This window comes from Methylobacterium sp. 001424705 (assembly GCF_059816145.1).
The window spans coordinates 213,879-226,592 of record NZ_JCBANU010000001.1 but is presented as its reverse complement, the minus strand read 5'-3'; the positions used below and the strand labels follow the sequence as shown (position 1 = coordinate 226,592).

At 67.9% G+C, this 12,714-nt stretch carries 10 protein-coding genes; 2 read left to right on the top strand and 8 right to left on the bottom strand.

What is annotated here, in order from left to right:
• Positions 1–40: 40 nt before the first annotated feature.
• The 8 genes from AC6EUL_RS01070 to carA all read right to left on the bottom strand — a co-directional run bounded on the left by AC6EUL_RS01070 (position 41) and on the right by carA (position 9,851).
• Entirely contained in the window at positions 41–931 is an 891-nt protein-coding gene (locus tag AC6EUL_RS01070) for a LysR family transcriptional regulator (protein WP_055956592.1), read from the bottom strand.
• Between the two features lie 251 nt (positions 932–1,182).
• A complete protein-coding gene (trxB, locus tag AC6EUL_RS01065; protein WP_499868345.1) occupies positions 1,183–2,157 on the bottom strand; it encodes a thioredoxin-disulfide reductase in 975 nt (324 codons plus the stop codon).
• A 14-nt stretch (positions 2,158–2,171) separates the two neighbouring features.
• Positions 2,172–3,197, bottom strand: coding sequence for a mitochondrial fission ELM1 family protein (locus AC6EUL_RS01060; RefSeq protein ID WP_499868343.1), 1,026 nt, complete (start codon positions 3,195–3,197; stop codon positions 2,172–2,174).
• Between the two features lie 50 nt (positions 3,198–3,247).
• Entirely contained in the window at positions 3,248–3,760 is a 513-nt protein-coding gene (locus AC6EUL_RS01055) for a hypothetical protein (RefSeq protein ID WP_499868341.1), read from the bottom strand.
• Between the two features lie 7 nt (positions 3,761–3,767).
• The gene (greA, locus tag AC6EUL_RS01050) at positions 3,768–4,244 is read right to left on the bottom strand and encodes a transcription elongation factor GreA (RefSeq protein WP_181017364.1); all 477 of its coding nucleotides are present in this window, start codon (positions 4,242–4,244) and stop codon (positions 3,768–3,770) included.
• A 126-nt stretch (positions 4,245–4,370) separates the two neighbouring features.
• Complete coding sequence (gene carB / locus AC6EUL_RS01045) at positions 4,371–7,856, bottom strand: carbamoyl-phosphate synthase large subunit (protein WP_499868339.1); 3,486 nt, start codon at positions 7,854–7,856, stop codon at positions 4,371–4,373.
• Between the two features lie 163 nt (positions 7,857–8,019).
• A complete protein-coding gene (locus tag AC6EUL_RS01040; RefSeq protein WP_056218810.1) occupies positions 8,020–8,397 on the bottom strand; it encodes a hypothetical protein in 378 nt (125 codons plus the stop codon).
• 212 nt (positions 8,398–8,609) lie between these two features.
• Positions 8,610–9,851 carry a glutamine-hydrolyzing carbamoyl-phosphate synthase small subunit gene (gene carA, locus AC6EUL_RS01035; RefSeq protein WP_056273425.1) on the bottom strand — a complete coding sequence of 414 codons (1,242 nt, stop codon included), beginning with the start codon at positions 9,849–9,851 and terminating at the stop codon, positions 8,610–8,612.
• Between the two features lie 208 nt (positions 9,852–10,059).
• On the opposite strand from carA, the gene AC6EUL_RS01030 reads away from it, so the two are divergent.
• Positions 10,060–10,521 (top strand): GatB/YqeY domain-containing protein, encoded by a 462-nt coding sequence (locus AC6EUL_RS01030; protein ID WP_056218815.1) that lies wholly within the window; start codon positions 10,060–10,062, stop codon positions 10,519–10,521.
• Between the two features lie 86 nt (positions 10,522–10,607).
• Complete coding sequence (gene dnaG, locus AC6EUL_RS01025) at positions 10,608–12,524, top strand: DNA primase (protein ID WP_499868335.1); 1,917 nt, start codon at positions 10,608–10,610, stop codon at positions 12,522–12,524.
• Positions 12,525–12,714: the final 190 nt, after the last annotated feature.

Sequence of the window (12,714 nt, the reverse complement as noted above, 5' to 3'; positions counted from 1 at the left end):
TAGGTCGCTGCCCCGTCCGCTCAGGCGTCCGGTGTCGCTTCTAGTACGTCCAGCGCTGGGCCTTGGCCACGAGGAAGTCGCGGAACGCTTGGACACGGGCGACGGACCGCATCTCCTCGGCATAGACGAGATAGCTTTCCATGTGCGGCATCTCGGTCTCGCGCATGACCTGAACCAGGCCCGCCTGACCCTCCGCCGCGTAGTCCGGGAGGATGCCGATGCCGGCGCCGGTGTCGATGGCCTGCTGCAGAGCCGTGATGTTGTTTACCGTGAAGTGGATCGTCCGGCGCTCCTGTCCCTCGCGGCCGACGGTGGAGAGCCAGTGCGTCGCCAGCAGGTAGGACGGCTCGTTGCCGCCGAACGAGACCAGGCGGTGATTATCGAGGTCGGCGATGGATTTCGGCTCGCCGAAGCGCTTCACGTAATCCTGCGAGGCGAAGGCGTGGTAGTGGACCGTGAACAGGCGCCGCTGGATCAGGTCCGGCTGGGCCGGACGCCGCATCCGGATCGCCACGTCGGCCTCGCGCATGGCCAGGTCGAGTTCCTCGTTGGTGAGGATGAGTTCGACGCGCACGTCCGGGTAGAGGTCGAGGAATTCGGCGACGCGCTGGGCCAGCCAGGCCGTGCCGAGGCCGACGGTGGTGGTGACCTTGAGGTCGCCGGTCGGCCGCTCGCTCGTTTCGACGAGGCGCGCCTTGGTGTTCTCCAGGCGCAGCTTCATGTCCCGCGCCGCGCGGAACAAGAGGTCGCCCTGTTCGGTCAGGATCAGGCCGCGGGCGTGGCGGTGGAACAGCGGCGCCTTCAACTCGCGTTCGAGGGCGCTGATCTGACGGCTGACGGCCGACTGGCTCAGGCCGATGTCGTCGCCCGCTCGCGTGAAGCTGCCGGCTTCCGCCACGTTGAGGAAGATGCGGATCTTGTCCCAGTCCAAGGCGTCCACTCCCGTACGCAACCCGACGCCGGCTGACCAAGCTTCCCGTCTCGCGGCGTGCGAGTCGGCTATCCGTGCCTGGCCCGAGCGACCCGGACCCTCCGGCCCACGCGGGACGTGGACGGAAAGGTTCGAGTCATGCGGGTGACGCCGACGGCTCATGCCGTCAGCGCTTAGGTTAGTGGGTCGACCTTGCGATTGTCTTGACGTCGCGCGCAAGACGCATGGCGCCGTCGTCCGCCAGAATCTTCCTATTCTGCGGCGGCTTGCTGGGGTGTTTCGCCGACTTCGAGGGCGGCCAGGTACTTCTCGGCGTCGAGGGCAGCCATGCAGCCCATGCCGGCGGCGGTGATCGCTTGACGGTAGACGTCGTCGGTGACGTCGCCCGCGGCATAGACCCCGGGGATCGCCGTATGCGTCGTGCCCGGCGCCGTCTCGATGTAGCCGCCGTCGCGCATGGCCAGTTGGCCGTCGAAGATCGCGGTCGCCGGCTGGTGGCCGATGGCGATGAACACGCCATCCGTTCGGCGCTCCGTGATTTCGCCGGTGCGGGTGTCTTTGAGGCGGACATGGGTCACCGACGGCGGCTTCTCGCTGCCGCAGATCTCCTCGACCGCGTGGTGCCACACCACTTCGACGTTGGGGTGCTTGGACAGGCGCTCCTGCAGGATGCGCTCGGCGCGGAACTCGCCCCGGCGGTGGACCACGATGACCTTGGCGGCGAGGTTGGCGAGGTAGAGCGCCTCCTCCACGGCGGTGTTGCCGCCGCCGACCACCACGACCTCTTTGCCCCGGAAGAAGAAGCCGTCGCAGGTGGCGCAGGCCGAGACGCCGAAGCCCTGGTATTTGGCCTCCGACGGCAGGCCGAGCCACTTGGCCTGGGCCCCCGTGGCGATGATGACCGCGTTGGCCGAGTAGGTTTCGCCGGAATCGGCCTCCAGCCGGAACGGCCGGACCTGGAAATCCACCCTGGTGATGTACTCGGACACGATCTTGGTCCCGACATGCTCGGCTTGGGAGCGCATCTGCTCCATCAGCCAGGGACCTTGGATCGCCTCGGCGAAACCCGGATAGTTCTCGACATCGGTGGTGATCATGAGCTGGCCGCCGGGCTGGAAGCCCGAGATCATCAGCGGCTCCACCATGGCACGGGCGGCGTAGATCGCGGCGGAGTAGCCGGCGGGGCCGGAGCCGATGATGATGAGTTTGGAATGGGTGTGCGCCATCGCTCTCGTCTCCTTCAGGCCCATCGCGCGCGGTGCTCGGCATAGGCCTTGGCCATCGCGCCTGCGATGACGGGGGTCGCATCCAGGGGCTGGTAGTGCAATTCCTCCAGGCGGCCGACGAAGGGCTTCAGGGCCCCGGCCATCGCGAGTCCCGCGAACAGCCGCCTGTGGCGGATATAGGTCTTGGGCAGGTCGAACAGGAGGACGGGAGCTCCGGTGCTTACAGCCTCCCCGACCATGTTGGCCGAATCCGAGGTGACGACGATCGAATCGGCGATCGCCAGCATCGAAACATAGGGATTCGGGCTGCCACCGTCCCAGAAGAAACCGCCTTTCGTCGCCACCATGGTCCGCAGAGCGTCCCGCAGGTTCTGCGGCGTGCGCCGGGACACGGTGACCATGAGGGAACAGCCGCCCTCGGTGAGCTTGTCGAGGTCGCGCAGGAGCCTGCGCATATCCGCCGGGCGATAGCTCAAATGTCGGCTGTCGCCGCCGATCAGCACCGCGATGCGGGGCCAGGGCAGGGTGGACAGGCGCGGGTCCGGGTGCGCGCGGGCCTCGGCGAGACGCTCCGGTGTGACCTGGTGCGGCGGTGTCAGGGTGGTGAAGACGTTGGGGCCGCGCAGGTCGTCGTAATCGGGCACCCAGACGAAGTTCGCCGCGTCGTGGCCGATGCGGGGATCCTTCAGGAAGGCCGTGAAGGTGCGGCCCTCGGACACCGTGCGCACGGCGCGGAGGTACGGGACGGACCGGCGCCCGGACGCGATCAGCAGATCGGGGAGGTGCCCGGACAAGGCGCCGCGTGCGTTGCCCGGCCGGTCCCGCGGGTCGATCGGTCCCCAGGGTGCCATCCAGCCGAAGGGGGGGCGGGGCGCGATCCGACGGATCTCGAACGGCAGGCCGAGGGTTTCGGCGAGGCCGACGCATTGGTTCTCGTCGCCCGCCTTGCCGTCGGTGACGATCCAGGTCCTGGCCTGAGCGAGGTCGGGAAGCGGCGCAGCGGCGCCGGTGGTGGAGGGCATCGCGGACGCTGCCGACATCAGGTGATCCAGGTCAATCCTCGAGCGGAGTCATCCGCCACGCCGTCCACTCAATCCTGGGGCAGGGCGCGCCGGAGCCAGCCCGCATAGTGCTGGGCGATGGCGGTCACCCGGCGGCGCTCGGAAGCCGGGTCGTACCAGGCCCCGCCCGAACTCGACGGGACCGCGGAGAGCTGGGGATGACGCGCGAGGATCTCGCCCCGACGTCCGATGAGCAGGGCCTCGCCGTCAAGATAATCGCTCTGCGTGCCACCGCCGAGGCGGCCACGTCCGCCGTCGCCACCGGCATAGGGATTGATCGAGAGGCCCGTGATCCGCACCAGTAGCACGGGCCCGCGGCCGCCGAGCTGGTCGGCGAATTCAGCTTTCAGGGCGGAAAGCAGATCCTCACGCAGCGCCAGGGCCGGAACGCCGCCGCCGAGGGCAAGCAGGGGTCGGACATCGACGTCGACGCCGGCCAGGCGCTCGCCCCCGAGGCTCGGCAGGTCCTCGGCCCAGGCCGATCCGAGCAGCGCGACGAGACCGAACAGCGGAGCCGCTGCCCGGAAGGGTCCCGATCGCATGGGCGGCTCAGCCGCCGTACTGGACGGCGACGACCTCGTAGGACTTTCCGCCGCCCGGCGTCGTCACCTCGACGGTGTCGCCGACGCCCTTGCCGATCAGCGCGCGGGCGATCGGAGAGGTGATGGAGACCAGGCCGGAGCGCACGTCCGCCTCGGGCTCGCCGACGAGCTGATAAGTCTTCTCTTCCTCGGTGTCCTCGTCGAGGAGCTTCACCGTGGCCCCGAACTTGATCTTCGTCCCGGAAAGCTTCGACACGTCGATCACCTCGGCGCGCGAGATCATGCTTTCGAGCTCCAGGACGCGGCCCTCATTGTGGGACTGCGCCTCCTTGGCGGCATGGTACTCGGCATTCTCCGACAGGTCGCCCAGGGCGCGGGCCTCGGCGATGGCCTGGATGATCCGCTGGCGCTCCACCTGCTGGCGGTGCTTCAACTCCTCCTCCAGCGCTGCGTAACCGCGCACCGTCATCGGAACCTTGTCTATCGTCATCGTCTCGCGCCACAATGAATAAGCCCGGCCAGGAGCACGCCGCTCCTTCCGGGCCAGAGTAAGTTACTCCTGAACCGCCAACAACACGGCTTCCGTTCAACACGGAAGCCGCGCGAGACTTCAGGCCGCGAAGTATTCCTGCAAGGCGCGGACCTTGAGATCGCCTCCGAGATAGGCCTTGATGCCCTCGGCCGCAGCCATCGCTCCTGCAAGAGTGGTGTAGTACGGCACTTTATGCAAGAGGGCCGCGCGCCGGAGGGACCGCGAGTCCGACAGGGCGCCCGCCCCCTCGGTGGTGTTGAAGACGAGCTGGATGTCGCCGTTCTTGATCGAGTCGACGACGTGCGGCCGGCCCTCCAGGACCTTGTTCACGCGCTCGGTCGGGACGCCCTGATCGGCCAGGTAGCGCTGCGTGCCGCCGGTGGCGATGATGGTGAAACCCAGCTCCGAGAGCAGGCGGATCGCCGGCAGGATGCGCTCCTTGTCGGCGTCACGCACCGAGACGAAGACCGCGCCGCCCTTCGGCACCAGGGTGCCCGAACCGAGCTGGCTCTTGGCGAAGGCGACCCCGAAGCTCGAATCGAGACCGATGACCTCGCCCGTGGAGCGCATCTCCGGCCCGAGCAGCACATCGACGCCGGGGAAGCGGGCGAACGGGAACACCGCTTCCTTGACGGCGATGTGATTGAGGACCTTCGCCTTCAGGTCGAAGCTCGCCAACGACTCGCCGGCCATTACGCGGGCGGCGATCTTGGCGATCGGATCGCCGATCACCTTGGCGACGAAGGGCACCGTCCGCGAGGCGCGGGGGTTCACTTCGAGCACGTAGATCGTGCCGTCCTTGATGGCGTACTGGACGTTCATCAGGCCGCCGACCTTCAGCGCCAAGGCCATGGCCCGGGTCTGCCGTTCCAGTTCGGCGATGATCTCCGGCGACAGCGAGCGCGAGGGCAGCGAACAGGCGGAATCGCCCGAGTGGATGCCCGCCTCCTCGATGTGCTCCATGATGCCGGCGATGAAGACGTCCTTGCCGTCGCAGATGGCGTCGACGTCGATCTCGGTGGCGTCCGACAGGTAACGGTCGAACAGGAGCGGGTTCTTGCCCAGGACCGTGTTGATCTGTCCGGTCTTGTCGTTGGGATAGCGTGCCTTGACGTCCGACGGGATCAGGCTCGGCAGGGTGTCGAGGAGGTAGTCGGCGAACTGCGCCTCGTCGCGGATGATCGCCATGGCGCGGCCGCCCAGGACGTAGCTCGGACGCACCACGAAGGGCAGGCCGAGATCCGAGGCGACGAGCCGGCTCTGCTCCACTGAGTAGGCGATGCCGTTCTTGGGCTGCTTCATGCCGAGCTTGTCGAGGAGGCGCTTGAACTGGTCGCGGTCCTCGGCGAGGTCGATGGCATCCGGCGAGGTGCCGAGGATCGGCACGCCGGCGGCTTCCAGGGCGCGGGCCAGCTTCAGCGGGGTCTGCCCGCCGAACTGCACGATGACGCCGTGGAGCGTCCCGGCCTGACGCTCGGTCTCGATGATCTCGAGCACGTCCTCCTGGGTCAGCGGCTCGAAATAGAGCCGGTCGGAGGTGTCGTAGTCGGTCGAGACCGTCTCCGGGTTGCAGTTGACCATGATGGTCTCGTAGCCGGCCTCGGAGAGCGCGAAGCAGGCGTGGCAGCAGCAATAGTCGAACTCGATGCCCTGACCGATCCGGTTCGGGCCGCCGCCGAGGATGATGACCTTCTTGGCGTCGGTCGGGCGTGCCTCGTCCACCACCGTGCCGGCGAAGGGCGCCACGTAGGTCGAGTACATGTAGGCGGTGGGCGCCTGAAACTCGGCGGCGCAGGTGTCGATGCGCTTGAACACCGGGCGCACGCCCAGGGCGCGGCGCGCCGCCCGCACGCTGTCCTCGTTGGTCTTGGCGAGCACGGCCAGGCGGGCATCGGAGAAGCCGGCCGCCTTGAGCTGGCGCAGCGCCCCGGGGGTGTTCGGGATGCCGTGGGCCTTGACCCGGTTCTCCAGGTCGATGATCGCCTGAAGCTGTTCCAGGAACCACGGATCGATCTTGCAGGAGGCATGGACCTCCTCGTGGCTGACGCCGAGGCGCAGGGCTTGGCCGACCTTCAGGAGGCGATCGGGCGTCGGGGTTCCCAGGGCGGCCTTGATGGCGTTGTGGTCGTCGCCCTTGCCGAGTCCCTCGATCTCGATTTCGTCGAGACCGGTGAGGCCGGTCTCGAGGGAACGCAGGGCCTTCTGGAGCGATTCCGCGAAGCAGCGGCCGATCGCCATGGCCTCGCCCACCGACTTCATGGCGGTGGTCAGCGTCGGCTCGGCGCCGGGGAACTTCTCGAAGGCGAAGCGGGGAATCTTCGTGACGACGTAGTCGATCGACGGCTCGAACGAGGCCGGTGTCGCGCCGCCGGTGATGTCGTTGGCGATCTCGTCGAGGGTGTAGCCGACGGCGAGCTTGGCCGCGACCTTGGCGATCGGGAAGCCGGTGGCCTTCGAGGCCAGGGCGGAGGAGCGCGAGACGCGCGGATTCATCTCGATGACGATCATCCGGCCGGTGGCGGGGTCGATCGCGAACTGGACGTTCGAGCCGCCGGTCTCGACGCCGATCTCGCGCAGGACCGCCAGGGATGCGTCGCGCATCACCTGGTATTCCTTGTCCGTGAGCGTCAGAGCCGGCGCGACGGTGATGGAATCGCCGGTATGGACGCCCATCGGGTCGATGTTCTCGATGGAGCAAACGATGATGCAGTTGTCGTTCTTATCGCGAACGACCTCCATCTCGTATTCCTTCCAGCCGAGGACGCTCTCCTCGATCAGGACCTCGTTCGTCGGCGAGGCGTCGATGCCGCGCTCGACGATGTCCAGGAATTCCTCGCGGTTGTAAGCGATGCCGCCGCCGGTGCCGCCCATGGTGAAGGAGGGGCGGATGATCGCCGGCAGGCCGACTTCGGCCAGCGCGATCAGCGCCTGCCCGATGGCGTGCTCGCCGTAGCGCTTGCGCCGCTCGGACTCGCCCCGGTGCCAGGTCTTCTCGAAGGCGGCGAGGGCGGCGGCGCGGGCCTCGCCCTCGTTCGCCGCCTCGATGCGGGCGACCTCGGCCAGGTACTTCTCGCGGTCGGCCTTCTTGGCCGCCGAGGCGTTGGCCAGGGCCGATTTCGGCGTCTCCAGGCCGATCTTGGTCATCGCGTCGCGGAAGAGGTGGCGGTCCTCGGCCTTGTCGATCGCCTCGGTGGTGGCGCCGATCATCTGGACGTCGAACTTCTCCAGAACGCCCATTTTCTTGAGGGACAGGGCGCAATTCAGCGCCGTCTGGCCGCCCATCGTCGGGAGCAGGGCGAAGCCGCCCGGAATGGCGTGGCGTTCTTTCTCGATGATCTTGGCGACAATCTCGGGCGTGATCGGCTCGACGTAGGTCGCGTCCGCCATGTCCGGGTCGGTCATGATCGTGGCCGGGTTCGAATTCACCAGCACGATCCGGTAGCCCTCCTCGCGGAGGGCCTTGCAGGCCTGGGTCCCGGAATAATCGAACTCGCAGGCCTGACCGATGACGATCGGCCCCGCACCGATGATCAGGATCGAGGAAATGTCGGTGCGTTTCGGCATCGGGCGCCTTGGCTGCAGGCACGCGCGCCCGGCCATGCGCGGTGCCGGAGAAGCGGCACGGGCCTGGGGGCGCTAGCGGCGTGGATTGTCGTTGATCCTGGCACTTACACGCAGCCCGCCGCCATTGGAAGGGCGCGGGCCGAAGGTGAAGCGCTGAAGCGTCTCAGAAGCCCAGGTAGAGAGCCGAGACGGCGCGGTCGATGGACAGGTAGAACACCCCGAAGGCGACCACGGCGGCGGCGGCGAATTCGAGTGCCGCATTGGAGAGGGTCTGGCTCCGGCGGAGCATCTCGCGGCCGAAATACAGGCCAATCCAGGCCAGCGTCATCACCACCGGTAGCGCGAACAGGAAGGACCAGGTGCTCTCGACGCGGTCGAGGCTCGCGGCCGGGTCGATCAAGGCGCGGATGTTGCGGACCCACGGCGCATAGCAGGCCGAGTAGAGGGCGGTCATCCACGCGAGGCTGACGGCCACGCCGAGATGGAACGTGAAGAGGCGATGCAGGCGCGAGAAGTCGTCGCGCGCGTCGTCGAACGTCATGTGGAAATCCCCGGCAAGCGTCGGAACCGACCCGGCGACGATCTTCGAACGCCGTCCTTAGCGGGCCGTTAACGATGCCGGGATGCCCCGGAATGCCGGATTTTTTGTGACGCGGCGGGAACCTTCTCGCGGTTGGCATCGCCTGCGTGCAGGGCTGGCCTGCCGCCGCCGCGGTGGCCGGAAGGGGCATCGCCTCCGTCCGGCCATACGAATCAGTCGGCGGTGGTGACCAGGGTCTCGGGCTTGCCGGCCTTCATCAGGGCGACGAAGCGCTCGAACAGGTAGTGGCTGTCCCGTGGGCCGGGCGAGGCCTCCGGGTGGTGCTGAACCGAGAAGGCCGGCCGGTCGGTGAGGGTGAGGCCGCAATTGGAGCCGTCGAACAGGGAGACGTGGGTCTCTAGCGCCGTCTCGGGCAGGCTCGCCGGATCGACCGCGAAGCCATGATTCATCGAGACGATCTCAACCTTTCCTGTGGTCTTGTCCTTCACCGGATGGTTCGCCCCGTGGTGGCCCTGCGCCATCTTCACGGTGCGGCCGCCCAGCGCCAGGCCCATCAGCTGGTGCCCGAGGCAGATGCCGAAGGTCGGCACCTTCTCGGCGAGCAATGCCCGGATCACCGGGACCGCGTATTCGCCGGTGGCGGCTGGATCGCCCGGGCCGTTCGAGAGAAACACGCCATCGGGCTCCATCGCCATGATCTCGTCGGCGGTGGTGGTGGCGGGCACCACGGTGACGTCGCAGCCGGCCTCGGCCAGAAGCCGCAGGATATTGCGCTTCACGCCGTAGTCGATCGCCACGACCTTGAGGCCGGTGCCGGGCTTGCGGTCGCCGTAGCCGGCCTTCACGTCCCAGATGGTCTGCGACCATTCCGAGCGCTCACGGCTCGTCACCGGCGGCACGAGGTCGAGACCTTCCATCGGCGCGAGAGCCGCGGCGCGGGCCTTCAGGGCCTCGCGGTCGAACCGGCCCTCCGGATCGTTGGCGATGACGGCGTTCGGCATGCCGTTGTCGCGGATCAGGGCGGTGAGCGCCCGGGTGTCGACGCCGGTGATGCCGACGATGCCGCGGGCCTTGAGCCAAGCGTCGAGGTGGCTCGACGAGCGCCAGTTCGATGGCTTGGTCACGGCGGACGCGATCACGGTGCCGCGCACGCCGGAGGCCGGCGCCGCATCGAGGCTCTCAAGGTCCTCGTCGTTGGTACCGGTGTTGCCGATATGCGGGAAGGTGAAGGTGACGATCTGGCCGGCATAGGATGGGTCGGTCAGGATCTCTTGGTAACCGGTCATCGCGGTGTTGAAGCAGACCTCACCGTCGGCGGTTCCGGTCTGGCCGATGCCGAAGCCCTCCAGCACGGTCCCGTCCGCCAGGACCAGAAGGGCTGTAGCCAGGGGCTCGGCCCAGGGAGCGGGGGGCGCGGGCACGGCAGGCGTCTGGACGCCATCATCTTGCAGCATCGGCGTGATCTCGCTTATGTCCGGCCGATCCCGGCGCCGTATAGCGGCGCATGCGGGCGGCTTGTCGTGCGGCGCTCATAGCGAGCGTGCCGTGTTAGGGTCAATGTGGCCCTCGCGTCGGCGCGTCTCAAGAACCCTGGTTCGCGCAGCAATTCGCAGACCACGCCGTTGATCCGCTGCCCTGGGTTCATTTTTCAGGAGTCACACGATGCTGCGCGCCCGTCTCACCACCGAGATGAAGGAAGCCATGAAGGCCGGCGACAAGGCGAAGCTCGCCACCGTCCGGATGATCCAGGCCGCCTTGAAGGACAAGGACATCGAGGCGCGCGGCCTCGGCAAGGAGCCGGCCTCCGAGGAGGAAATCCTCGCGCTCCTGCAGAAGATGATCAAGCAGCGCAACGAATCGGCCGCTGTCTACGACCAGGGTGGCCGGCCCGAGCTCGCCGAGAACGAGCGCAACGAGGTCGCGATCATCGCCGGCTTCCTGCCGCAGCAGATGGACGAGGCCGAGACCCGGGCGGCCATCGACAAGGCCGTGGCCGAAGTGGGCGCCGCCGGGCCCAAGGACATGGGCAAGGTCATCGCCGCCCTGAAGGGCGCCTATGCCGGCCGCATGGACTTCGCCAAGGCGAGCGGCCTCGTGAAAGAGGCGCTGAACGCAAAGGCCTGAGGGCGTCCCAGCGCCCCGCATCGGCGTTGGGGACTCTTTAAGCCCGGGTCGCTAAGATGGGCGGCCGCAGAGGTCCGGTTCTTGCCGTGCGTTACCCGCCCCACATCCTTGAAGAGATCCGTGCGCGCCTGCCCGCATCCGATATCGTGGGGCGGCGCGTCCGGCTGAAGAAAGCGGGCCGCGAGTGGCGCGGTCTGTCGCCGTTCAATGCCGAGAAGTCGCCCTCGTTCTACGTGAACGACCAGAAGCAGTTTTATCACTGCTTTTCCTCGGGCAAGCACGGAGACGTCTTCACCTTCCTGATGGAGACGGAGGGCTTGAGCTTTCCGGAGGCGGTGGAGCGTTTGGCGGCGGAGGCCGGCGTGACCCTGCCGGCGCCAAGCGCCGATGCCCGCGAGCAGGAGACCAAGCGCGCCGGGGCCTTCGACGTCATGGAGATGGCCGCCGCGTTCTTCGAGGAGCAGCTGCGCGGCCGCGCCGGTGCGGAGGCACGCGCCTATCTCGACCGGCGCCAGCTCGGCTCGGAGACCCGGAGCCGCTTCCGTCTCGGCTACGCGCCCGGTGACCGCTACGCTCTGCGCGACCACCTCGCCGCCAAGGATGTCGACCGCGACCTGATGGTCGAGCTCGGTCTGCTCGTGGCCGGCGAGGACATCCGCGTTCCCTATGACAAATTTCGCGACCGGGTGATGTTTCCGATCGCCGATTCGCGCGGGCGCGTCATCGCCTTCGGCGGCCGGGCGATGCAGAAGGACGCCAAGGCGAAGTACATGAACTCGCCGGAGACGCCGCTCTTTCACAAGGGGCAGCTCCTCTACAATCTGCACCAGGCCCGCAAGCCTGCGCACGATCGCGGCGTCATCATCGCCGTCGAGGGCTACGTCGACGTCATCGCCATGACCCTGGCGGGCCATCCCAACGCGGTGGCGGGCCTTGGCACGGCGCTCACCGAGGAGCAGATCGGCCTTCTCTGGCGCAACGCCGACGAACCGATCTTATGCTTCGACGGCGATGGCGCCGGCCAGCGTGCGGCCTTCAAGGCCCTCGATGTGGCGCTGCCCGGCCTGACGCCGGGCAAGTCCCTGCGCTTCGCCATGCTGCCCGAGGGCCAGGACCCCGACGACCTCCTGCGCGCCGAGGGAAAATCGGCCATCGACCGGGTGCTCGACGCGGCCCGGCCCCTCGTCGAAGTGCTGTGGTCGCGCGCCACCGACGGGGCGCCGCTCGATACGCCCGAGCGGCGAGCCGGTCTCGCCAAATCGCTGCGCGAGATGGTCGCCTCCATCCGCGACGAGACCGTGCGGGGATTCTACCGGGACGAGATCGAGGGCCGCCTGCGCGCTCTCTCTCCGCAGGCCGCCTCCGGGCGCCGCGGCCCCTGGGAGCCGCGGGCGGCCTCCGCGCGACCCGCCTTCCAGCGGCAGCCCCGTCCGGGCGATCCGCCACCCTCGCCGCGAATCACCACCAAGTTCAATCCGCTCTATGCCGGCGAGACCAGCGCCTCCGGCCCGGTGGCGTTTCGCGACCGCGAGGCGATGATCGTCTCCAGCCTCCTCGTCCACCCCGAACTGCTCGGGATCGAGGCGGAGGATCTCGCCGAGCTCGAACTGGGCGACCCGGATGCGCAGGCGTTGCGCTCCCTCCTGCTCGACAGCCACGCCGACGCGGATCAGCCCGGCGTCGCGGTTCTGGAGAGCCGATTGAAGCGGGCCGGGCTCACGGAAGCCGCCTCCCGGCTCGCCAGTCATGTGCGCCCGGGCGATCGATGGACCCTTGACGCGCATGCCGATCCTGTGCGTCTCGAAGACGCATTGCGTCAGGCCGTGATCTTGCACCGCAAGTCTGGAGCGCTAAATAGCGAACTCCGCTTGGCTGAGCGGGCCCTGGTCGAGGACGAGACGGAGGCGAACTTCGCTTGGCTGTGCGACGTAAAGGCCCGTATGGCCGTCATCGCTGGTGCGGAGGCGGACGAGGTGGTGCCGGATGAGGCGTCGACACCCTGAGACGCGCACCGCGAACGAATTCGGCCGCCATTGGCGGCTCATGGTTAACAATCGGTCAAGCGTCTCGCTTGCATACCGGGATCTGACTTCGACGCGGCTGTCACTTCGGCGGACCGCACATCACATGCATTTCAGCGTCGACGACGCGGAGTGAGCGACATGCTCCCGCGCGACGCTGACACGACAACCA